General features: G+C 39.5%; 17 protein-coding genes and 1 pseudogene. 8 read left to right on the top strand and 10 right to left on the bottom strand.

Going from position 1 to position 22,275, the window contains the following annotated elements; translation table 11 throughout:
• Nucleotides 1-143 precede the first annotated feature (143 nt).
• Nucleotides 144-590 (bottom strand): annotated as a pseudogene (locus tag RMY63_RS18920) (rhodanese-like domain-containing protein); the annotation flags it as partial.
• A gap of 1,362 nt (nucleotides 591-1,952) precedes the next feature.
• Between RMY63_RS18920 and RMY63_RS18915 the strand changes: the two are divergent.
• Nucleotides 1,953-2,672 carry a response regulator transcription factor gene (locus tag RMY63_RS18915; RefSeq protein WP_322730201.1) on the top strand — a complete coding sequence of 240 codons (720 nt, stop codon included), beginning with the start codon at nucleotides 1,953-1,955 and terminating at the stop codon, nucleotides 2,670-2,672.
• A 123-nt stretch (nucleotides 2,673-2,795) separates the two neighbouring features.
• Here RMY63_RS18915 and RMY63_RS18910 read toward each other — a convergent pair whose 3' ends face one another.
• The 5 genes from RMY63_RS18910 to pdxA form a co-directional block, all read right to left on the bottom strand.
• Nucleotides 2,796-3,641, bottom strand: a complete 846-nt coding sequence (locus tag RMY63_RS18910) for a hypothetical protein (protein ID WP_322730172.1) — start codon at nucleotides 3,639-3,641, stop codon at nucleotides 2,796-2,798.
• Between the two features lie 125 nt (nucleotides 3,642-3,766).
• Nucleotides 3,767-6,139, bottom strand: a complete 2,373-nt coding sequence (locus tag RMY63_RS18905) for a hypothetical protein (protein ID WP_322730171.1) — start codon at nucleotides 6,137-6,139, stop codon at nucleotides 3,767-3,769.
• A gap of 1 nt (nucleotide 6,140) precedes the next feature.
• Nucleotides 6,141-8,090 carry a hypothetical protein gene (locus tag RMY63_RS18900; RefSeq protein WP_322730170.1) on the bottom strand — a complete coding sequence of 650 codons (1,950 nt, stop codon included), beginning with the start codon at nucleotides 8,088-8,090 and terminating at the stop codon, nucleotides 6,141-6,143.
• A gap of 34 nt (nucleotides 8,091-8,124) precedes the next feature.
• The gene (locus RMY63_RS18895) at nucleotides 8,125-9,225 is read right to left on the bottom strand and encodes a caspase family protein (RefSeq protein WP_322730169.1); all 1,101 of its coding nucleotides are present in this window, start codon (nucleotides 9,223-9,225) and stop codon (nucleotides 8,125-8,127) included.
• A gap of 404 nt (nucleotides 9,226-9,629) precedes the next feature.
• Nucleotides 9,630-10,721, bottom strand: a complete 1,092-nt coding sequence (pdxA, locus tag RMY63_RS18890; RefSeq protein ID WP_322730168.1) for a 4-hydroxythreonine-4-phosphate dehydrogenase PdxA — start codon at nucleotides 10,719-10,721, stop codon at nucleotides 9,630-9,632.
• Nucleotides 10,722-10,925: 204 nt separating this feature from the next.
• Here pdxA and RMY63_RS18885 point away from each other — a divergent pair, with 204 nt between their 5' ends.
• From RMY63_RS18885 to RMY63_RS18855, 7 genes are all read left to right on the top strand, one after another.
• Nucleotides 10,926-11,030: a PetM family cytochrome b6-f complex subunit 7 gene (locus RMY63_RS18885; protein ID WP_094344256.1), complete on the top strand. Its 105-nt coding sequence runs from the start codon at nucleotides 10,926-10,928 to the stop codon at nucleotides 11,028-11,030.
• Nucleotides 11,031-11,290: 260 nt separating this feature from the next.
• On the top strand, nucleotides 11,291-12,289 hold the full coding sequence (locus tag RMY63_RS18880) for an SDR family oxidoreductase (protein WP_322730167.1): 999 nt from the start codon (nucleotides 11,291-11,293) through the stop codon (nucleotides 12,287-12,289).
• Between the two features lie 130 nt (nucleotides 12,290-12,419).
• Nucleotides 12,420-13,337, top strand: a complete 918-nt coding sequence (locus tag RMY63_RS18875; protein WP_322730166.1) for an NAD(+) kinase — start codon at nucleotides 12,420-12,422, stop codon at nucleotides 13,335-13,337.
• Nucleotides 13,338-13,671: 334 nt separating this feature from the next.
• Entirely contained in the window at nucleotides 13,672-14,358 is a 687-nt protein-coding gene (gene nblR, locus RMY63_RS18870) for a response regulator transcription factor NblR (RefSeq protein WP_322730165.1), read from the top strand.
• Between the two features lie 152 nt (nucleotides 14,359-14,510).
• Nucleotides 14,511-15,017: a DUF192 domain-containing protein gene (locus RMY63_RS18865; RefSeq protein ID WP_322730164.1), complete on the top strand. Its 507-nt coding sequence runs from the start codon at nucleotides 14,511-14,513 to the stop codon at nucleotides 15,015-15,017.
• A gap of 510 nt (nucleotides 15,018-15,527) precedes the next feature.
• On the top strand, nucleotides 15,528-15,755 hold the full coding sequence (locus RMY63_RS18860; RefSeq protein ID WP_012410503.1) for a DUF2949 domain-containing protein: 228 nt from the start codon (nucleotides 15,528-15,530) through the stop codon (nucleotides 15,753-15,755).
• Between the two features lie 91 nt (nucleotides 15,756-15,846).
• A complete protein-coding gene (locus tag RMY63_RS18855; RefSeq protein ID WP_322730163.1) occupies nucleotides 15,847-16,014 on the top strand; it encodes a hypothetical protein in 168 nt (55 codons plus the stop codon).
• An 83-nt stretch (nucleotides 16,015-16,097) separates the two neighbouring features.
• Here RMY63_RS18855 and RMY63_RS18850 read toward each other — a convergent pair whose 3' ends face one another.
• The 4 genes from RMY63_RS18850 to leuS all read right to left on the bottom strand — a co-directional run bounded on the left by RMY63_RS18850 (nucleotide 16,098) and on the right by leuS (nucleotide 22,182).
• Nucleotides 16,098-17,252, bottom strand: a complete 1,155-nt coding sequence (locus RMY63_RS18850; protein WP_322730162.1) for an alanine--glyoxylate aminotransferase family protein — start codon at nucleotides 17,250-17,252, stop codon at nucleotides 16,098-16,100.
• A gap of 1,648 nt (nucleotides 17,253-18,900) precedes the next feature.
• Nucleotides 18,901-19,008: a DUF5615 family PIN-like protein gene (locus RMY63_RS18845; RefSeq protein ID WP_416212533.1), complete on the bottom strand. Its 108-nt coding sequence runs from the start codon at nucleotides 19,006-19,008 to the stop codon at nucleotides 18,901-18,903.
• Nucleotides 19,009-19,011: 3 nt separating this feature from the next.
• On the bottom strand, nucleotides 19,012-19,338 hold the full coding sequence (locus tag RMY63_RS18840) for a DUF433 domain-containing protein (RefSeq protein ID WP_322730161.1): 327 nt from the start codon (nucleotides 19,336-19,338) through the stop codon (nucleotides 19,012-19,014).
• 195 nt (nucleotides 19,339-19,533) lie between these two features.
• The gene (gene leuS / locus RMY63_RS18835; protein ID WP_322730160.1) at nucleotides 19,534-22,182 is read right to left on the bottom strand and encodes a leucine--tRNA ligase; all 2,649 of its coding nucleotides are present in this window, start codon (nucleotides 22,180-22,182) and stop codon (nucleotides 19,534-19,536) included.
• Nucleotides 22,183-22,275 lie beyond the last annotated feature (93 nt).

The raw sequence follows: 22,275 nt of genomic DNA, 5'->3' as shown, positions 1-22,275 counted from the left end.
TTACTGGCTTGCTCTTGAACATTTTCTTTGAGGTTACTGGCTCCTTCTTGAACGTTTTCTTTAAGGTTACTGGCTCCCTCTTTAATGCCTTCCTTAAGGTTACTGGCTCCCTGTTTAATAGATTCCGTCGCGCTAGTACCGCCCTTTTGCAGATTTTCTTGGTGATTTTTTAGCCGATCTACCACATTGTAATCGTCTGCACCTGCGGGAGTTTTTGATTCAACGATTCCTTCTGTTGGGCCACCGATCGCCTTCCATGCGTCAAGACCACCTTTAAGTTGGGAGACATGCTCAAATCCATTAGAACGCAGTTGTTGTGCGGCTTGGGCACTTTCTTCTTCGTTGCCACCGTAAACGTATATATCACGGCTCTTATCCAAAGAAGGTACTGCGCGCTCTACCAATTCATCTGCTGGCATTGGCATTGCTCCCATAATGTGACCTTCGTTGTAGGTCGACCGATCGCGCACATCCAGGATTGTAAAAGCTGGTTCACCCCATTCCAGACGACTCTTTAAGATGTGAGCATCAGTTTGTGCTTCTATTGGTGGTTGTGGGGGAATGATGCCGCCGACTAAATCATTAGCCATAATTTTTTCCTTACTGACGATATTAATAGCAATTTAGCGAACTGAAGATATTTAATTGATCTTTCTCTGGTATGAATATCCTCAAACTCTCTCCTCAGATAGATGGAGTAATTTCCAGAAATTCTACCAATTAATCAATTGTAAATAATGCCATTTGAGAGTATGGATAGACAAGATTTCCTTTAAATCTAATTAAATATAGGAAGGTACTGGGGACACTTCGTTGAGCTTCAGTGCATCGCTGGGGAAGGTGGGGCCCCCTCTGGGGATAAGGGGTAATGGGGACTGGGTGAAAAGTCTTTTTGTGTCTAAGTTTTCTCATCTTTTGATGTCTTAATCACCAAGGCTTGTGCTATATATTTAAAGTTTATGTTTTTGATATTTTAGTAATTTTATTTTTCATTTTACTAAATTTTTCATAAATCGAGAAAAATATTAGTTGAAAATCCAAAACATTTATCGATGAATATAGTAATTGATACCTTTTTAATATCAGCGTAGGCGTAGCCCGCCGCAGGCATCGCTAATAATAATGTCTCCTCAATCTCCTGCCACACTTGTAGAGTTATATACAGCAATTAGAAGTTTGTGAGGTAGACAACTATTTATCTGTTAACCAGATATAAAGGGTGTTTTACTTCTGTTAGCGTAGCCCATTCTGAATTTTGCTGTCAGCAACACTATTGAGGCAAGCTATCAGCAATTTATTAACATTATATATATTGCTAGAGCAATTTTTTTTGCTGTTGCTTTTGTCTGTTAAATCTGGTTTTGCTGCGCTATATAGCTTGTGGCGTTGCTTTGGGTCGTTGGCTTGTCATAGTCTCAGGCTGAAACTTGTAGTATAGTATATGCTTAAGAGGGCAGCTACATGTAAATGCACCAGGGTAGATTTTCGTAGACCTTCTTCAAGAGAACATACCTATTGGCTAGAGTAGAGTCGAGTAAGTAAAAGTTGAGAATCTAGATTGGCTGATAAGTTAGTTTGTCAGCTTTTGTAGAAACCTAATTAATCAGGGAGTGTGTTGCTCTTTTAAAGTTGTAGCAATTGCCGTCGCTTCTGCATGTGTCTTTTGACTATTTGCGGTTACGGAGATGGGTTTTAATTACACTTATCAAAAATGTAAAAACTCAGTATTATACAATATAAATTTAAAATTATGCAAGAATAGTGCCATAATTATGAATTTTATCGGCATGACAATGGCTGAGGTTGTAATAAGCTTCATGGAAATTAAATGTGTACAAGTACTACAGTAGCGATGGTACTCAGCAGAGAAGCGCGTAAATAAACTCTCAATAGAAACACGTAAAGTAAAACTGGTGCAACAGCAAATCGCCCAATCTACAATAGACAGCATTATGGTTATGGTTACTGCTACTACTCCCAAAATTCTGATCGTTGATGACGACTTCGGCGTTCGAAATCTCGTCTATCGTTTTTTAAGTCGGAAATATCAAATAGAGTCGGCAGCAGATGGTAGGACTGCCTTATCGTTGTTTGAGCAATTCAACCCAGCTTTAGTAATTCTGGATTGGAATTTGCCGGATGTTACTGGTTATAGCCTTTGCCAAGAAATGCAGAGTCGTACTAATGTTTTAGTACTGATACTAACTAGTAGAACTGACGAGGCTGATAAAATTAAAATCTTAAGCGCAGGTGCTGATGATTTCATGACTAAACCATTTAGTCTTGCAGAAGTTGAAGTTAGAGTAGAAGCTCTTTTGAGGCGGATACGCTACATCAATCCGTCTCCAACACAACGTATCGTCTTCAAGCAGCTAGTAATTAATCCAGAGGGCCGGGAGGTAACACTTAACGATAAAATCCTTGCCTTAACAGCGCTGGAATTTAATATCTTACATTTTTTGGCAAGTCATCCTAATCAGGCTTGGAGTCGTCCACAACTAATCCAACAAATCTGGGGTTGCGACTACGTAGGAGATGGCCGGGTGGTTGATGTGCATATTGGTCAGCTTCGCAAAAAGATGGAAGTCGATCCCAGCATACCGGAGTTTATTAAAACTGTGCGGGGCTATGGTTACAAATTTGAAGCGCCCGACGAAAATACCACAGTTTAGGGAATTTGGGAGCGATCGCACTTTGAGGTAGAGTGGAAAGGAGCGATCGCTTTTGCAAATTTTTATGGCTCACCCCACTTACAAGCAGATATAGCTTTTTCTTGACAGGTTTCTACAAGAAGTCTATTGAGAAATACGTTGAGACTTGTTAATCATCCATTTACTATTTTGGTCATCCCAGACTAACCATAAGCGTAGAGACTCTGGAGGAGATAAACTTTGAGTTTTTTTCATAAAGTATTGTAATTTTAACTCTACTACAGCAGATTTATTATCTTGCGATACCAAGCTAATTTGATTAAGCTTTACTCGCTCCACCTTTCTTCCCCACCATTCTAAATATTCACTGTAAGATACTCCATTTTGAAATTTAGGAGATAAACGGTTCCATGCAATTGCCAACTTCTGATTATTAATATCTGAATAGTAATCTTGAATCGATTGTTCTGGGGACTGTACAATTGCTGAGGATAAAACTGTAAATAAATTAGGATAGACAGACATCAAAACTGCACCAACAGCTGTTACACCTACTAATCTTAGAACTATATTTGGTTTTACTGGTTGATTATTGGTTGGTTGACGTTTTATTGGCGGATTGGGAATTGGCAAAGGTAGAGTTTCCAGCTTAGTCTTAGTAGGGGTAGGAATTACAGGTTCTGGCTGAACAGGTTTTGGCTGAGGCTTTGGGGTAGGAGGTACAAACTTATCTTTCTGCTTTTCCCAAACAGGTAACGGGTATAATATTATCTTGTCATTCTGCTGAATTCCAGCATCCTTAAAAGTCCCATCATTCCCTAGTTCTTTTTTAGTTCTATCCAGAATTAGTACGAAAGGCAATCCATATGGAAAACGAAGCAGTATCTGTGCTGCTTTGCGGAATTCACTTAACTTTACATCTAATGAAATATTTTCTGTCCTTTCAGCAGTACCGTCATGCTTTTGGAAAGTTACTGTAATATTTTTCATGGCTTATTTCTCTTTATATTATTGATTAGTAGCTCTTTAGCTATTAATCAGATAACAGTACGACTTAGAAATATTCCCTCAGCAACCAAGTATTAAATAAGAATTTAACATTGATTGCCTACTGCTTACTCGCCATCTTTTTTGTCTTCTCCTAAAAGCTTTATGTCACTACCAGAAGTGATAGCTGGATTATTTTTATTAGTTAGCCGCGTAATTTGCTGTGTAACTTCACCAAGACTTTTAGATTTCGGCTTTTCAGGCTTCAATAAATTCAGCTTCTTTTTAGCCTCTTCTAAAGAAGGAGTAGGAATCTCTTTCACTAAATCATTGATTTTCGTATTTAACTCTTCAAGCTCATCTTCGTTGTCTGGTAATGCAAGAATTCGAGCGCGTTGCTCATAGAGCTTAGAAAGTTCTAACGATTTAGCTTCATGTGTTTGTGCAGCAATTTGTTTCTGTGCTGCAATCTGGTTTCTTCTGGCTGTGAGGTGTGCTAAAGCATCATCTAACTCAACATGTTGCATTTCTTGCCTAACTTTTGAGCGACTTTCCTCTATTGCAGTACGTGAGCGCGACAGATTACCTATACTGATTTCTAAGCCGAATTGATTAGCAATACTACCTCTTCCTACAGGGTTATTTATCCATTGATTGATGAAATCTTCTAACAGCAATAAGTTTTCAGTATCTGTGTACTGGAGGATTTCATCATCTAAAGTGTTTAATTTGGCTTTGAGGCTCTTTTCAATAGATTGTTTGATGTCGTTTATTCTGGGTAGTCGAGACTGGAATATATACCAACTATTTTTCTCAACACCTTGAATTTGAAAATCACCTTCAAACTCAACTGGGGCTTCATCACCGTTGAGTGAAGGTACTTCAAATTCAAATGAACCTATCTTTTCATATAACTCCTGATATCGCTCAGTAATTTCTGTATTCAGTGGTTTAGGAATTATAGTACTAACTTTTGCATAGAAAGATTGTTCTAGTACTTCTTTGATTTTGTCTATTAATTCTTGTTCAACAGATTTTTCTTCGATTAACTTCCCCTGTTCATCTACAGCAGGAAAGTAAAATCGCAGATAATATCGCTCTGGTTCAATACTATGTAAAACTTCTCGTACAGCATTATGGATAGCTTGCTTTATTAAGCCCTCAAGATCAACATCCGGACTTAGATAATCTTTTATCTCTCTAGGATTTTCTATTTTACCTGCAACAAAAGTACTTACTTTAACCTTAACATTAGCATCTTTGGTTGCTAAGTTAGTTTCTTCTATTTCAATATTAAAGCCTTTTATTACTTCGATAATTTTTAAATTTGGTCTTGACACAATATGCTTGATTTCATAGCCAAGAGGTTTAGCAGCTTCTTCCATATCTGCTCTAATTTTTGCAGCTATTGGCTCAAAATCTAATAAAATATCAATATATTCTTTATAAAGCAATAAAGGCTTAACAATTCTTTCCAGTTTACTTTTAACCCACACTTCTAAATTAGGAGATTGTGCCAACCTATACTTACCAATATTGTTAAGCAACATTTGGATTGTATTCTTAATAAAGATTGGCTTAGGTTCTGGATATCCTTGATATTTACATTCAACATCATATTGAATTTCCACAATTTCTTCTGGAAGTGAAGAAACTGAATTACTCGCAAGAGATAAAAACCTGACTTTACGACCTTTGTTAATTAGACTTTGGCTTTTATTTAAATAGGCGATAACTTCGTTGCTAACAGTATTTTTTAGCTCATAGCAAAATCTGTGAAGCGTAATGTTTTCAAGTAAATATTTTTTGACTTCCTCTTCAACTAAATTCACTAACAGTACTTCTTTACCAAAATTTGCTAGAGCCTTGATTTTATTTTGTTCATCAACTATCAGTTCAATTTGCATCTGAAGGTCTAAGTCATCAGTACAATCACGAACGTGTACAGGGAATTGAATTAAACCTGTGGAGAAAGGTTTCAAATACTCCTCATTAGCGAGGGAAAGCCTTAAATCAAACTTTAGACCAACCTCTTGTGTTACTTCATTCTGTACAAAATTCTGTAACTCTATTAGCTTATTAATAGAGTAATTCTCAATAAAATCAGCAGCCTTGCTACGGCTAAATTTATCGATATAACTTTGGATTTTTTCAGCAAGTTGCTCGCCTGGTTTATGATCACCACAGAGAGATTGAGCTACCTTCTCCTCATTTCCTGGTTGACAACTGGCTTGATAATTTATCGAAATTGTGACTTCACGGTCATTTGCAAAATCTTTCAGTTGGCAAATAAGAGCTTTGCACTCAGTAATATTGGCAGCATCATTAGTATTAGCTACAAGGTAATATGCTAAATTACCCGTAACTAAGCGCTTCCATCCTGAAATTATTTCTTTGGAGCGGCTGTCAATAATTACAATTTTTTCTCTATTAGAGAAATTAGCTTTAGTAGCCGCATCAACTTTCCGAATGACTTTATCTAGAGGATATACTTGACTCATTTTAATCTCCTTTTTTAGTTACTAAGTTAGTTATTTGCAAAGATTTGAATTGTTTGTTAAGTTGTCTAACTAAATTACGTTTATAACTAAGTTGTCTCTTGAGTTTAAAATTGCCAGATTGACCCTGCAATTCAGATGCACTCAGGAAGTATTCAGTCAGATATGTCCAAACCTGAATAAGTTCTGCTTGTCGGGAACGATTAATCGTTTGGATGATTTGCCGAAGCAACTTATTAACCAATTCAGCAGCTTCTGGAGCAGGTTCTTTCTTATCCAAACCCTGCAAAATCATGAACCAATCTGCAATTAAGCCACCAATGACATGTATGGGGTTAATATTGTTATCAACGATATGCTTGAGTGCTAAATTTCCTTCATTATCTGGATGGAACAGCCAGCTAATTATGATTGCTATTTTTTTATCCGCATCGCTACCATGCAAAGGTACAAACAGTTGATACTTGGATGGCCAGTCACCATAGTATTTCTCATCAAGTTTTGATGTCGTCTCAAGGCAATATTCAACTAATAACTGTAAGGCATATTCATTAGAGCGAGAATAGCTTTCTGGAGAACGGTTTGAGCTAGGTAGCCATTCTTTAATAAGCTCTAGTATCTCATAAATTTTGGAACTACTTTGCTTCAGGAGATTGAACAAGAATTTATAAGCATCAGAACGAATTTCTCCATTTCCCCGATCTAATAGCTGCTTTACCCAATAAAGTCCTTTAAATTCCGCCACCGAATACAAATCTTTGACAATTGCTAGAACAGCATCATATCTTTGCTCCGATATTAATCTTTCCATAAAGTTCTCAGCTACACCCTTTAACTGAGAAGTTTTTAACATTTTATATATCAAAAATGATATGCGTGTAAAGACAATATTTCTTCTTTGTTCCGCTTCAATCTCTGCTAGCATTTTGTGAAGCTTTTGCTCGTTTTTAAGACTAACATCAATGTTCCAATCAGCTTCTTCGGTTAATTCTAAGATAATTGCTAATAGCCAATTCTCTCTATAAATATCTGGATGATAAATTGCCATCTGAATTGTTAATTCTATGGCACTTGTGGCAATTTTGGGTGAAGGAACGAATAGTAGGATTTGAACCCGCTTAAATTGATTTTCTACGTATAGAGGTTGCTGTTCTTCTAAATACTCTTTTAGCTCTTTTCTCAGGTGAGGTAATGAAAAATCAATTACAAGGGAAGAATCTTCTAAGCGGACTGCCTGAAGGTAGCATTTACCCAAAAACTTATCAGGTTGATTCAGGCTATTTTTCCAAACCTCAATTAAAGGCTTTTTTTCCTGAGTTTCAATTATTTTAACCTCTCCATTATCTGTTGTTATTTTAGATTGAATTGTCAGAGATAATGGTGGTTGCTCTTTTAATAAAAATGAAACTACAATATCAAACTCATGAGGGCCTAGTTGAGGGAAGAAACTGGCTGTATATAAAACAGTATTTTCAATTGGTTCATCATTTTTAAATAATGATTCAGCTTTAACACTTTCAGGTGTACTATCAACATTATCTAATTCGGAAACACTTTTAGATTTCTCAGATACCTGAAGTAGTTCTTGAAACTGATAATCGTTTTCGAGTGTTTGTTCCTTCTCATTTACGGAGGAAGTTGTACTCTGTTGTTGAGCATATGTTAATACATTCTCTATTCTATCAGTGCCTTGTTTGTCTTTGTCTTTATGAATTTCTTGTTCAAGATGATTTATTTGGGCTTCTAATTCTTTAAGCTGGCCATCAATTTCTTGTTTACGATTTTCCTTTTTTATTATCTCTGTATTAAGCTTGATTCTATTCATAGAATCTGATTCAAGATTCAAGTCATTTCTTAGTTCTGCTATTATCTTTAGTAAATCAGAACATTCTTTATTAAGGTTATTGCATATTTCATGGTATTGTTCCAGAGATTTTTGTTTAAATGGATACATTTTTATCCATCCTTAAATAATTCATATAAATTACCTATATGCTGTTAAAATCTATGTCAATCAACTCTATTTTTTCTTGCATTTTACTAAGCTGTTTATCAATATCATCTACTCTTTCCTGATCTCGATTAATTATATTTTCGATTTTTATCCTACTTGCAACGTCGGATTCATAATTTAGATTGCTTTTTAACTGACCTAATTTGTTAGACAATTGATAACGTTCTGTTTCAAGCATTTCAAAATCTTGTTTTAACCGCTCTAATTCTTTTTGTTTAAATAGTGATACTCGACCTTGACCAATTGTGTGTGTGAAAATCGAGTTAGGTACGTCTTTACTACCGCCAGCGTAATAACAAAGGGCAAAGTTTTCATCTAAATTACTTATATTGTTAACAAATGGATGTTGCTGACCTAAACGATATTTTGAGGAATCAGATGTTTTGAGGGGTACTTGCTCAACTAAATAAGTCAAAACATCAAGTATGCGTGCAAAACCGTCTTGGGTTCTCGCCGCCTTACCTCCCAAAGCCTCAAGCAAGCAGGTAGTAAATACACTATAGGGATTACCTGTGTAAGACTTCTCATTTTCACGAGAGGAGGCGATTACAACACGACCTCTGCCACTATCTAAGGCTTGTAATAAGCTTGGAGGTACTGGTGATTTTATAAAGTTTTCTTCTCCATCTTTGAGTGCTGGCATACCTGCTGCATGACAGCAGTCTAGTAACACAATAAGTTTACGGGAGTTGATAGCTTCAATCTTCTTTGTGAATTCATCTCCAGAAATAGCCTTATTAGTTTGTCTCCTTTGAGCATAATCGTGTGTCACCAAGAAATACTCAGATATTCCATTCAGACCTACAGTACGACCGCCATGACCAGAGAAGTAAATAATCACTGTGGCATCAGGATTTTTACTTACATTTTCGCTCAGATGATCAAAAGCTTCAATGACTTCTTGCCGATTTGCTTTATCCTCTGTTAAAAGTTGAACCTGATGCTGCGGATATGCAGCACGATTTGGATCTACTAACACATCACGTAAAGCAATTGCATCCTTAACAGTAACTGGTAAGTCAAAACCAACACCGATCATTAGGGCGTGACCATTTGAAAAAGTTGCATTTGACATATAAAAGTTACAGTATTTCTAAAAAACTTAATAATAATATAAGTACGCACATAGTACGTACTATCAAAAATGCTTTGGCAGCCAATTTTTTCCCTGAGCGGTTATTCTCGTGCGTATTACTTACATCAACAGCAATGCCAGCCGCGCTTAGTTTGGGAACATCATTTAAACCACGTATGGACTTAGTAAAAGTATGATTTACTAGTAAATCATACTTTTATTATTAGTTTTTGTTAAATATTGGTGAAGTTTGCGCGATCGCCTCCGGATTTTCACTACATAGCGATTCAGACTCTAAAATACTGCATTATCCAAATATACATCGCAAGCCAGGACGAATATTTACCCAAGTAAGGAGAATAAATAACAGGGTAACTCCTAGTAAATATTGCAACAAAGAACTTTTAACCACAACCCACCGCCAATCTTCGACTAACCAATTCAGCCGCTAAATGTATTGCTGCTTTCATACTTGTAGCATCAGCAATTCCTTTACCTGCAATATCAAACGCTGTTCCATGATCAGGTGAAGTCCGAACGAAAGGAAGACCAATAGAAGTATTAACTGCCCGATCAAATGCCATCAGCTTCACCGGAATTAAGCCTTGGTCGTGGTAAAGTGCCAAGTAGGCATCAGCTGGATTTTGTACTAAAGAATTTCCATACCAAGCTTGACCAGGCTTAACCCACATTGTATCTGGCGGTATCGGCCCATCTAGTTGCAATTGTGGTCGCTTTTGTCGCTCTTGCTCCAACCAGGGAATTAACCAATCCTGTTCTTCATGTCCAAGTTGTCCCTGTTCCCCACTGTGGGGATTTAACCCGGCGATCGCAATTCTTCCTCTATATATACCAAAATCTTTCTCTAAACACTCCACCAACAAATCCAGTTTTTGTGTCAACAACTGCGGTGTCAACACATCGGCTACTTGACGTAGGGGAATATGTGTGGTAGCTAGTATTGCGCGGAGTGTCCAATTAGTATGAGGCGATCGCGCTACGAATAACATCCCAAAACGGTCAACACCTGATTTTTGTGCTAAAAGTTCCGTTTGCCCTGGATAATTGTATCCTGCGGCTTTCCAAGCAGATTTAGCGATCGGCCCTGTGACAATACCATCAAATTTACCAGCCAGTGTTTGAGCGATCGCATATTCCATATATGCAAAACTAGCCGCACCACTAGCTGCATTACCTATTCCTGAAGTAATTTGATCTTTAATTTTTCCATCCAACTGCACATCGCTGACTGACAACTCATCTGGATTTGCCAAAGCTACTAAATTCTCAGTTAAATTCAGTTTGTGATAAATCTGTGCGAGCAAATCTCCGTTACCCACTACTGTAACGTCATATTTTTTACAAATTTCTGGATCAGTTAAAGCTTTCAAAATCACCTCCGGCCCAATCCCCGCCGGATCTCCTAACGTCAGCGCCAAACGCGGACGATTCTCTTTGCCAAAATTTACTAAATTACCTTGATTATTTTGATACATAAAATATCTTCATAATTATTCTCATTAAATTTTCTCAATTTACCCATATCCTTTCTCCCAACAGTAGGCATTGCCCCCCAAGCCAGTAGGGATTACCTGCTAAACTAGTTTAAAATTATTTACACAGGTCTAATCCTAGCAACTATTAAAAAGCTTCTAGTAGACCTAGTTTACACACCACATTGCATAAGGAGAATCACACCAATGGGCGGCGAAATTTTGAATGCAGCTCTATTGTCTTTCGGTTTAATCTTCGTAGGCTGGGGCTTAGGCGCATTATTACTGAAAATTCAGGGCACAGAAGAATAATTAGTGCTGAGTTAGGAGTAGTAGAGACGCGATTAATCGCGTCTGTACAAGAGTTATTATTCTTCCCACTCCCCATTCCCTACTCCCTACTCCCTTTTGTCATCGAAATGAGAAAAAAGCTTGTCCGTTAATCGGACAGCTATTTTTTCATAAGTCTATCCAAATAAATTGATTTTCTGAGAAAAGATGTAAACTTTTGTTTGCATAGGTTATTCTGATAACATTCTTTTCATAAAACATTAAGATATATTACAACCCTCATGACATTATTAATCGTCGGTGCCACTGGCACCTTAGGAAGACAAGTGGCTCGTCGTGCTATCGATGAGGGATATAAAGTACGCTGTCTTGTCCGCAGCAGTAAAAAAGCAGCTTTTCTTAAAGAATGGGGTGCAGAACTCGTCCCCGGAAATTTACGTTACCCCGATACCCTAGCAGAAGCTTTAGTTGGCGTAACCCAAGTTATTGATGCCTCAACATCTCGCCCTACAGATTCACTGAGTATCAAACAAGTGGACTGGGAAGGCAAAGTAGCATTGATTCAAGCAGCAAAAGCAGCGGGTATAGAGCGTTTTATTTTCTTTTCGATTTTAGATGCTGATAAATATCCAGAAGTGCCGCTAATGGAAATTAAGCGGTGTACAGAACTATTCTTGGCTGAGTCAGGCTTGAATTATACCATCTTGCGGCTAGCTGGGTTTATGCAAGGGTTAATTGGTCAGTATGGGATTCCCATTTTGGAAGGACAGCCAGTTTGGGTAACAGGTAATTCTTCTCCCATCGCCTATATGGACACTCAGGATATTGCTAAGTTTGCAATCCGAGCATTGAGTGTACCAGAAACGGAAAACCAAGCTTTTCCTGTAGTCGGTACTCGTGCATGGAGTGCAGAAGAAATTATCAACCTGTGCGAACGCTTATCTGGAAAAGATGCCAGAGTAACGCGGATGCCAATAAACTTACTGCGTGCTGTGCGGGGTATTATGCGATTCTTTCAGTGGGGATGGAACGTTGCAGACAGGCTAGCGTTTACAGAAGTATTGGCTAGTGGTAAACAGTTAAATGCTTCAATGGATGAAGTATACACAGTGTTTGGTTTAGATCCGCAACAAACCACAACCCTAGAAAGCTATCTACAAGAGTACTTCAGCCGAATAATGAAGAAGCTCAAAGAGGTAGACTACCAAAAAAATAAAAATAAAAAGCAGAAACCTAAAAAAACTCCTTTTAAAGAGTCTTCAAAAGCCAATAGTCAATAGTCATGACAAAACAGACATTAGTCGTAAAACTCTAGACTCTGGATATTTGACTCTAGATTAATGACTACATGACCAAAAATGTGTAACGATTACATAATACAGAGCATCGCCTAAACTTGGATATTTGAGTGTGCCGAAAGCAGGCATTATCTACAATGACGTTAAACCGATAGCGGGCCGTGTCGCTATCGAGTTGAAAGACAAGCTAACCGCAGCCGGTTGGAATGTATGTATCACATCGAGTATTGGTGGTATACTGGGCTACCCTAACCCGGAGAGTCCTGTGTGCCACACCCCCATTGACGGTCTGACACCCCCTGGTTTTGACTCAGATATGGAGTTTGCAGTGGTATTAGGGGGAGACGGCACTGTTCTAGCAGCGTCTCGTCAAGTAGCCCCTTGTGGTATTCCACTGCTAACAGTGAATACCGGCCACATGGGATTTTTGACAGAAACTTTCCTGAATCAATTGCCCCAAGCACTAGAACAGGTGATGGCAGGTGAGTATGAAATTGAAGAACGAGCTATGCTCAATGTCAAAGTGTTTCGGGATGATTCAGTGCTATGGGAAGCCTTATGCCTAAATGAAATGGTGCTACACCGAGAACCTTTGACCTCTATGTGCCATTTTGAAATTGCCATAGGACATCATGCGCCAGTAGATATTGCCGCAGATGGTGTGATTGTTTCTACGCCTACTGGTTCTACAGCTTACTCATTGAGTGCTGGTGGGCCAGTGGTGACTCCTGGCGTACCTGTTTTACAGCTAGTACCAATTTGTCCCCATTCCCTAGCTTCTAGAGCATTGGTATTTCCAGATACTGAATCGGTCAATATCTACCCAGTCAATATCCCTCGGCTGGTAATGGTAGTAGATGGTAATGGAGGGTGCTATATCTTACCAGAAGATCGAGTATATATGGAGCGATCGCAATATAGGGCCCGATTTATTCGCCTGCAACCGCCTGAGTTTTTCCGAATTTTGCGAGAAAAATTAGGTTGGGGTTTACCACATATCGCTAAACCAGCTTCGGTAGAATTGCCGTAGTCATTAGGAGGCAGGAGGCAGGAGGCAGAAGGCAAAAGTTTTTGAATTTTGAATTGATTTCTCCCTCATCCCCCCACTCCCCACTCCCCACTCCCTACTCCCCCATTTGCTGATTTCCTTCCAGAATTACTGGTATAGAGATGTATTTGAAGTTAGTTATTAAGATTGCATCCGAGAATTCGATGGCTGACACCTGAACGTGCTAAAACATTCCTTAGCAGCGTGTCAAATCAGATTACTCCATCACTAAAAACTCGTAATTGCACTTTATAACTGAGGTAAAGATTTTCTCTGGAATATCTTTACAATCCCAAATCCAATATCTCAAATTGTTATGACAGTTGCTCAAAGTCCCTGTGTTTTGGTGGTTGAAACCGATGAGAGCCTTGCCAATCAGCTTTCTTGCGATTTGCAAGAAGCCGGCTATGAATCAATTTTGGCTCATGATGCGACGAGTGGTTTACAACACTGTCGCGATCGCCAACCTGCTTTAATTGTTTTAGACCGGATGTTAGCAGGAGAATCAGGACTCTCATTGTGCAAAAATCTGAGAAGCACTGGTATGCGATCGCCTGTATTGATTTTAATGGCAAGGGATACAGTTGACGATCGTGTAGCTTGTTTAGAAGCTGGGGCGGATGATTACATCCTCAAGCCTTACCGCTCAGAAGATTTTTTGAAGTTAATTCGCCTCTACTTAAAACCCGATGTGGATACCACGGAGCAATTACGCTTTGGGGATTTAATTTTAGACATAGCAACTCGCCGTGCTATACACAACGGGCGACCAATTGACTTGACAATGAAGGAATTTGAACTATTAAAATTCTTAATGGAACATCCCCGTGAGGTGTTAACCCGTGAACAAATTCTCGAAAATGTTTGGGGTTACGACTTTCTGGGTGAGTCGAATGTAATTGAAGTGTACATCCGTTACTTGCGGTTAAAAATCGAAGATGAAGGTCAAAAGCGCCTCATTCAAACAGTGCGAGGCGTAGGGTACGTTTTAAGAGAATCCTAGTATACTGTAACGGAAGTTTGCCTATCTCCTTACCTCTTTCCCAGTTTCAGATTGGGAATGCTTTCTTTGGGTGCTGCTACCTCCCACCCAAGGGGTTTTTCTGCCTACAACACTGTAAAATTGAAATCTAAATTACAAAATCGAAAAGCTATATGACTCGTCGGCTAAGTTTGCTCTCGATAGTGCTGAGTATTTTTCTGATGGGTTGTTCTGTGCCAACAACAGCTAAATCTCCTAGCCTTAGCTCTGGTTCTGAAGCTCCAGCACCAGAGAGTTTAGGTCAAAAACTACCAATTTCTGCTAAAGCCATTGTGCCTAATGGTACAACCATTCAATTAGAGGTAGCGCAGACGCCACAACAGCAAGCGATGGGGTTAATGTATCGGCCAGCTTTGCCAGATGACCGAGGGATGCTGTTTGGGTTCCCTTCTGCACAACCAGTCAGTTTCTGGATGAAGAATGTACCTGTACCTTTGGACATGGTATTTCTACATAAAGGTGTAGTTAAATATATTCAGGTTGCTGCACCTCCTTGTGCAAGTGAGCCTTGTCCTACCTATGGTCCCAATACACCAGTTGATAAGGTGATTGAACTTCGTTCTGGAAGATCTGCCGAATTGAAGTTGAAAGTGGGCGATATTCTCAAAATTGAGTTTTGAAACTCCGGTGCTTTGCGGGGATAAAAACTTGGGTAATTACTCGGTTGAGAGCCTATACGGTCGAAATATATGTTGTTTTTGTAAAAAATATCACTTTATGTGGTCAAACAGCACTTGTAACGCTACTATTTAAAAACTGTAGTAATAATGTAAAATTCTACTGTCTCAAACCTGAAATCGCAGTCTTCAGGTTTGGTCTCAAAAATATTCCCTTGGGCGCAAGTGTAAATAGTCGCCAATAAGAGAGTATAGGCTATGGAATCTTTATTACTACCTGTGTAATTAAATAAAACACAAAGGTAAATAAGATGAAGCCAATTTAATTAGGTAAAAATACTGCTTAATAAGCTAGCAGATGACTTGTATGAGAATTTTTATTTCTCAGACCATCTATAGGAAGCCTTTTTTAAAGGCAGATTAACAAAAACTGTGCTGGGGTGTATAGCCGATAACGGCACAGTGAGAGATGAAATACTGGCTACTGTCTACCGAGTAATGGTGAACTGATATATGACAATACATTCTGCACAAGGAGGTGAGATCCAAATGTCACCATCAAAATATTCTCGACTGATTCATTTTTTGCAAGAAGATTTGGCAATTTCCACAGCATCACTAGCGGTGGCGCTTCGGCATCGGGAGCAAGACCCAGGCCCTTTGGCAATGATTCTTTGGCAATATGGGTTAATTACTCTAGAGCAATTAGAACAAATTTATGATTGGCTGGAGACGGCGTAGGTTATAGCAATTTTGGATTGTAGATTTTAGACTTTGGCTTAAAAGTTTCTACCAAATGCATATTAGCAGGCTCTCAAACAATACTATATTTATGCCAATTTTGGATGATACTAAGTTGCCAAAGTTAGTTTTGTTTGGTGTCAAAGATACAGTACGATTTTCTTCAAAGCAAATAATACTATCTAGGGCAACTTGGTGTCATTTAGGAGGATTGAGGAATGTCACATCAACTCTACCTGATGCAAAGGTTGATATATAGCTCTCTTGACTCTAACGGTTTCTACTCTATATACAAATCAAAAGAGCGAGTTGATAATTTAACTCGCTCTTTTGATTTAGTACTTAAGACTGACTAAACACTTTAACTGCTGCTGCTATACCAGAACCAGGGGTGAAGTCTTCGTAGCCAAGTTCTGTGAGGGTAACTTCTAAGGATGCTATACAGCTAAGGATATCGCGATCGCTCACAAAACCCAAATGACCAATACGGAAAATTTTATTGCTCAAATGATCTTGACCACCAGCTAAAGCAATATCAAACCGTTTTTTCATCAATGACCGAATCTTATCCGGTTCAATTCCTTGTGGTGCTACAGCCGTAATCGCCGGACTAGCGGAATTATCTGCTGCCAGCAGGGGTAAATTTAATCCTTTAATGGCGGCACGAGTAGCATTTTTGAGCCGTTCATGTCGAGCAAATATTGATTCTAAGCCTTCCTCTTTCATGATTCGCAACGTAGTGTGTAACGCTACGATCAAGTTCACAGGCGGAGTAAATGGAGTTGTATTTTTAGCTGTGGCTTTGCGATATTTGCCTAAGTCCAAATAATATTTCGGTAGCTTTGCAGTTTTGTAAGCTTCCCAAGCTTTGGGACTGACAGAGACAAAACCCAATCCCGGCGGAATCATATAACCTTTTTGGGAACCAGAAGCGACAATATCCAAACCCCAAGCATCCACAGGTAGATTGAATGCACCCAAGCTCGTGACGGCATCAACGATAATTAAAGCTTCACCGTGTTCTTTAACGTGGCGGTTGATGCTTTCTAGGTCATTCAACACACCCGTCGAGGTTTCGCTGTGGGTAATGATTACGGCTTTGATTTGCTTTTGGGTATCTGCTTGGAGTTTTTCGGCAAATACTGCGGGGTCTAAGGGTTTTCCCCATTCCACCTTAACTTCTTCTACATTCAAACCGTAGGCTTGACCGATTTCTACCCAGCGTTCGCCAAATTTACCATTAGAACCAACTAAAATGCGATCGCCTGGAGAGAGAAAATTAATTATTCCCGCTTCTACAGCACCCGTACCACTGACATTCAGCATCAGCACATCACTTTGAGTTTGGTGCAGCCACTTGAGGTTTTCTGTCACCTCTGCCAATATGTTGCTAAATTCACTAGTACGATGCCCAATCGGATGCTTGGCTAATGCCAGTAAGGCAGCTTCTGGCACCGGTGTAGGGCCTGGAATCATCAGCATCAGCTTATCGTTCATGTGTCTATCCTAAAAGTTAAATAAAAGTCAAAATTGTGGGAAGTTGGTTAAGTCTGATAGCAAATCCTAGATATTCATCTACAAATTCCACTCAGCTCGTCACCAGCATTGTTGTATATTTTCCAAATTCATAGGAAAAGTATCCTGGGAGTTAACGATCGGTCAGCTTGACCTTTGCAATTTATACCAGACTCCAACTCAGATAAAACCTTTGTTCCAGGCAATCTTACCACACACATAGATGCCAGGTTAAGGTGTCTGCTCGTAGGCGAACGGCTATTTTAGCCAAAGATGAAACATCTATCTAGATGAGGCATAGGTACGATAAATTCTTAAAATCTACCTATAATCTACCTCAGTTGTTTTTATATAGGACTTACGCAAAAACCCTCTCAAACTTTCATTTCTCCGTGACCTCTGCGTCCTCTGTGGTTCGTTTTCCGTTACCTGTGCATAACTCCTATTATAAAAAAACGCGAAATCGTTTTGAACATCGCGGTAATTGTCGGTGAAAAAGTTGTGTTTTGCTTCCACGAAAGAAGTAACCCCCTACACTATACGGAACACTTGGATGTCACCGTTTGCTAAGAGATAGAAGATACCCAACCCAAACTTTTCAATCTATTTGGGTTAAAGATTTGTTCTTGGGTTGCCATTCTCTAAAAAATACCTTCATCTATGATTTATTTGAGTCAAAATCGCTTCGATACTAATATCCAAGCCTTTTCTAGCTTATTCGATAGCGACTAATTTGACGCAAAAGTTGAGATATCTATGCTACTATTTGCTGCACTTTTTGATACTGCACTTAGTAGTAAGCGATGCCGACAGCGGGCGCTAATCAACTATAAGTTTTTATACTATACTTACAAAATTGCTACAATCATGCTTAGTCTCCTTAGTTACTATTCACGGTGAGTCGTTTTTAACTAGTGTTCAGTTCATAAACTGTCACTCACTAGATCCCCGGTATTCTTACAAAAGAGATATTCTTAGTTAGTGCAAGGAGTGATACCATTTCACCACATGTTTGTCACAAGTTATCCCCGTAATACTCCCTCCTCAGGGAGTGTTGCAGATTTCAAATGTTGCATCAAACGAGTGAGTTGGTATAAGCTTTTACGGAAAAGCGCTTGAGTGAGCAAAACTCTCAAGCGCTTTTTTGTTGTGTATAAATAAAACAGTCCAACTCTCTGGATGATCGGATAGATGTTTTTAAATACACATACACCAGAGAAGTCAACTACTGCTAAGAGAGTTGTTGCAACATATACTTGACGACTTTAGCATTTGCGCGTTCCATCAAAACCTTTTTAAGTGACTGGACGTACCACACGAATTAGTTTTCCTTGCAACGTTACTTCTGCTGCCACAGCCTCATCTATCTGTGCTGCAAATTGTTCCCAATTACAATTTTCGTACAAACAATAATACCGAAGTGGTTAACATCACGACGATGCAAACGGATAAAATCAACTCTGTTGATAGTTATAGCAAGCGAATTAAAGGTTAGGACATCTTGAAAGCGTGGTGTTAGGAATAGTAATGTTTTACCTCCTGCCTCCTGCCTTCTGCCTTCTGCCTCCTGCTATAATATTGAGCGTTCTTGACTTATGGCAAATGCTAGCACTTCCTCATCAGGTATACTTTAGTCTGCATTTTCTGCTTCTTGAACTGTCAAAACATCATGTCCCAAAGCGCGTAATAATTTTACAACTGGAAATGGAAACTGCTCATCTGCATAAAATCGTGCCATCGATTAGGCAACCTGATTACGCTCAATTGCCAATTCGATTTCATTGGGATGAGCTTCTGCATATACCCAAGCATTAGCTAAATCTGTAGCTGTAATGGTTGGATAGCTCGTCAAAAGGTCAGCATCACTATATCCAAGATTGCGAGCTTCCACAAGTACCCAAACGGGAATACGAGTTTTAGCGATACGAGCCTCTCCACCACAGACTCTAGGAGTTTTTTCAATTCCTTGCCAATTGTTGCCAAGACTTTGAGCAAGTAACTGTATAGCCTGCAATTTTTCATCAGGACTGAGGGCAAGAAGTTGTTGTTCTAACTCTTTGAGTGTCACGGATGTAAATCCTCTGATGTTTTGTCAGGCTACATTTACAATTTTATCGATTCTAAGTACAACATTTCATTAATTTGTAGCAAATTATCTGCGCCTCTATCCTGCGGGAAGGCGTTCGCGTAGCGTCTCGTAGAGAAGCGCATTTGCGTTTAAATTTCAACCCTCAACTCGTGACGATTTTATGCAAAGCTGTACTTAGCTAACTACAAAATTCACCAATTTTCCAGGCACTACAATTACCTTTTTAATCTCTTTACCTTCGATGTAACGCTGGGCAATTTCTGATTCACGGGCATATTTCTCCAACGCTGCTTTATCTGCTTGTGCTGGTACTTGAATCGAGCCGCGAGTTTTACCCATAACTTGAATCACTAAAGTAATTTCATCAGCTACCAAAGCAGCCGGGTCAAATAATGGCCAAGTTTGAGTATGAACTGAATCACTTTCACCCAATAAATGCCACAATTCATCAGCAATGTGTGGTGCAAAGGGTGCTAGTAACACCACCAAAGTCTGAATTCCTTCTGCATAAATTGGTGAATTTTTCGCTTCGGCATCAGTTAAAGCATTACTCAACTTCATCAATTCTGAAATAGCTGTGTTGAATTGATATTGGTCTTCTACGTCTTCTGTCACCGCTTGAATAGCTGTATGAATTGCCCGCCGTAACTCCTTTTCTGCTTTAGTTAAATCAGAGAGTTGAGCTTTTTTACGGGATACCCCAGCCGCAATATAATCTGTCACCAAACGCCAAACCCGATTTAAAAAGCGGAATTGTCCTTCCACATCGGCTTCATCCCATTCCAAATCTTTTTCTGGCGGCGCTTTGAACAAGATGAACATCCGCGCTGTATCTACACCGTATTTAGAAATTACATCTTCTGGTGCTACACCGTTGCCCTTTGATTTAGACATGGTAGCGTAGAGACGTTGCAATGGTTCACCTGTATCAGGGTCACGGGGGTCGGTTGGATTGACCAAATTAGAAGGAATCCATTTATCTTTACCACCCTTGTTGGGATTTAAGTAAGTTAAACCCTGTACCATCCCTTGAGTTAACAGACGTTGGAAAGGTTCGTCAAAGTTTAACAAGCCTCTGTCCCGCAGAACCTTAGTAAAGAACCGCGAATATAACAAATGTAAAATCGCATGTTCAATCCCACCCACATACTGATCGACTGGCATCCAGTCGTTTATTTTACCAGAATCGAAAACCTGTTGTTGATTCTTAGCGTCAGGAAAGCGCAAGAAATACCACGAGGAATCAATAAAAGTATCCATCGTGTCAGTTTCCCGCTTCGCTGGAGTGCCACAAGTCGGACAAGGTACATTTACCCAGCTTGACAACTGAGTTAAAGGTGAACCGCCACGTCCAGTAAATTCCACCTCTTCTGGCAACTGTACTGGCAAATCTTTGTCAGGAACTGGTACTATCCCACAGTTGGGACAGTGAATTACAGGTATCGGTGCGCCCCAGTAACGCTGCCGCGAAATTAACCAATCCCGCAAGCGATATTGCACCCGCACTTTACCAAAACCTTGTTGTTGGGCGTATTCAATTATTGCTTGTTTCGCATCTGTGGAAGCCATACCAGTAAAAGCCCCAGAATTAATTAAAATTCCTGGTTCAGTGTATGCCTGGTTGTATTCAATTTGAATGAGTTGCGTGACTTCATCAATCTCTGATGTTGGGGTTAAGTCAAAACCTGCAACATCATCCGGGGAAACGATAACAAAATCAACTGGCAAATCGTAATTTTTGGCAAACTTAAAATCCCGGACATCGTGTGCTGGTACACCCATCACTGCTCCAGTACCATACTCATACAGTACATAGTCAGCAATCCAAATCGGCACTTCTTCCCCTGTAAATGGGTTAATTGCCTTACCACCTGTGGGGATACCCCGCTTAGGTTTGTCTTCAGCGGTACGTTCCAACTCACTTTGATTAGAAACTTCTTTAATAAAGGCTTCTACTGCTGTTTGTTGTTCTTTTGTGGTGACGCGCTTTGTTAAGGGATGTTCTGGTGCTAACACTAGGTAGCTGACACCATAAACGGTATCTGGACATGTGGTGTACACGCCGATTTTTTCATCTATCCCAAAAATAGGAAATTCTAAGTAAGCGCCTGTAGATTTGCCAATCCAGTTTGCTTGCATCGATTTGACGCGTTCCGGCCAACCTGTCAATTTATCTAAGTCATTGAGTAATTCTTCGGCATAATCGGTAATCTTGAAAAACCACTGGCGTAATAATTTGCGCTCAACTATTGCCCCACTGCGCCAAGAACGTCCTTCGTTATCAACTTGCTCATTTGCCAGTACAGTTTGATCGATAGGGTCCCAGTTTACAGCTGCTTCTTTTTGATAAGCTAACCCTGCTTGCAAAAACTGCAAGAAAATCCATTGTGTCCACTTGTAATAATTTGGTGAACAGGTAGCAAGTTCACATTCCCAATCAATGGATAAACCAAGACGCTGCAATTGTTGCCGCATCTGAGCCATATTCTGATAAGTCCACTTTGCTGGTGGTACACCACGGTCAATGGCGGCGTTTTCTGCTGGCAAGCCAAAGGCATCCCAACCCATTGGGTGTATTACTCGATACCCTTGCATTCGCTTGAGGCGGGCAATAACATCGGTAATCGTATAATTACGGACGTGACCCATGTGTAGGCTGCCCGATGGATAAGGGAACATGGAAAGAGCGTAAAATTTTGGCTTGTTGCTAGCTGTCGGTGTTTTATCTAAGCCAAGTTCTACCCATGTTTTTTGCCATTTTTCCTCAATTGCTGCTGGGTTATATCGGGAATCAACAGAATGACCTATTTCCAATGGTTTCATGCCTGTTACACTTTATTTCTACTAATTTTCTAGTATTTGACCTTTACTAGAACATTTGAACTACTATGTTGAGGGAATTATCTGTCTAGTAAT

Origin of the sequence: Nostoc sp. ChiQUE01b (assembly GCF_034531255.1) — a bacterium.
In the GTDB taxonomy this organism is placed as follows: domain Bacteria; phylum Cyanobacteriota; class Cyanobacteriia; order Cyanobacteriales; family Nostocaceae; genus Nostoc.
The sequence above is the reverse complement of the archived record's forward strand: the minus strand, read 5'-3'. Positions and strand labels throughout refer to the sequence as shown.

Bases quoted from the DNA above. Each gene is read 5' to 3' on its own strand.
- RMY63_RS18915 (WP_322730201.1), top strand. From the start codon at position 1,953: ATGGTTATGGTTACTGCTACTACTCCCAAAATTCTGATCGTTGATGAC.
- RMY63_RS18910 (WP_322730172.1), bottom strand. From the start codon at position 3,641: ATGAAAAATATTACAGTAACTTTCCAAAAGCATGACGGTACTGCTGAA.
- RMY63_RS18905 (WP_322730171.1), bottom strand. From the start codon at position 6,139: ATGAGTCAAGTATATCCTCTAGATAAAGTCATTCGGAAAGTTGATGCG.
- RMY63_RS18900 (WP_322730170.1), bottom strand. From the start codon at position 8,090: ATGTATCCATTTAAACAAAAATCTCTGGAACAATACCATGAAATATGC.
- RMY63_RS18895 (WP_322730169.1), bottom strand. From the start codon at position 9,225: ATGTCAAATGCAACTTTTTCAAATGGTCACGCCCTAATGATCGGTGTT.
- pdxA (WP_322730168.1), bottom strand. From the start codon at position 10,721: ATGTATCAAAATAATCAAGGTAATTTAGTAAATTTTGGCAAAGAGAAT.
- RMY63_RS18885 (WP_094344256.1), top strand. From the start codon at position 10,926: ATGGGCGGCGAAATTTTGAATGCAGCTCTATTGTCTTTCGGTTTAATC.
- RMY63_RS18880 (WP_322730167.1), top strand. From the start codon at position 11,291: ATGACATTATTAATCGTCGGTGCCACTGGCACCTTAGGAAGACAAGTG.
- nblR (WP_322730165.1), top strand. From the start codon at position 13,672: ATGACAGTTGCTCAAAGTCCCTGTGTTTTGGTGGTTGAAACCGATGAG.
- RMY63_RS18865 (WP_322730164.1), top strand. From the start codon at position 14,511: ATGACTCGTCGGCTAAGTTTGCTCTCGATAGTGCTGAGTATTTTTCTG.
- RMY63_RS18860 (WP_012410503.1), top strand. From the start codon at position 15,528: ATGACAATACATTCTGCACAAGGAGGTGAGATCCAAATGTCACCATCA.
- RMY63_RS18855 (WP_322730163.1), top strand. From the start codon at position 15,847: ATGCCAATTTTGGATGATACTAAGTTGCCAAAGTTAGTTTTGTTTGGT.
- RMY63_RS18850 (WP_322730162.1), bottom strand. From the start codon at position 17,252: ATGAACGATAAGCTGATGCTGATGATTCCAGGCCCTACACCGGTGCCA.
- RMY63_RS18845 (WP_416212533.1), bottom strand. From the start codon at position 19,008: ATGGCACGATTTTATGCAGATGAGCAGTTTCCATTTCCAGTTGTAAAA.
- leuS (WP_322730160.1), bottom strand. From the start codon at position 22,182: ATGAAACCATTGGAAATAGGTCATTCTGTTGATTCCCGATATAACCCA.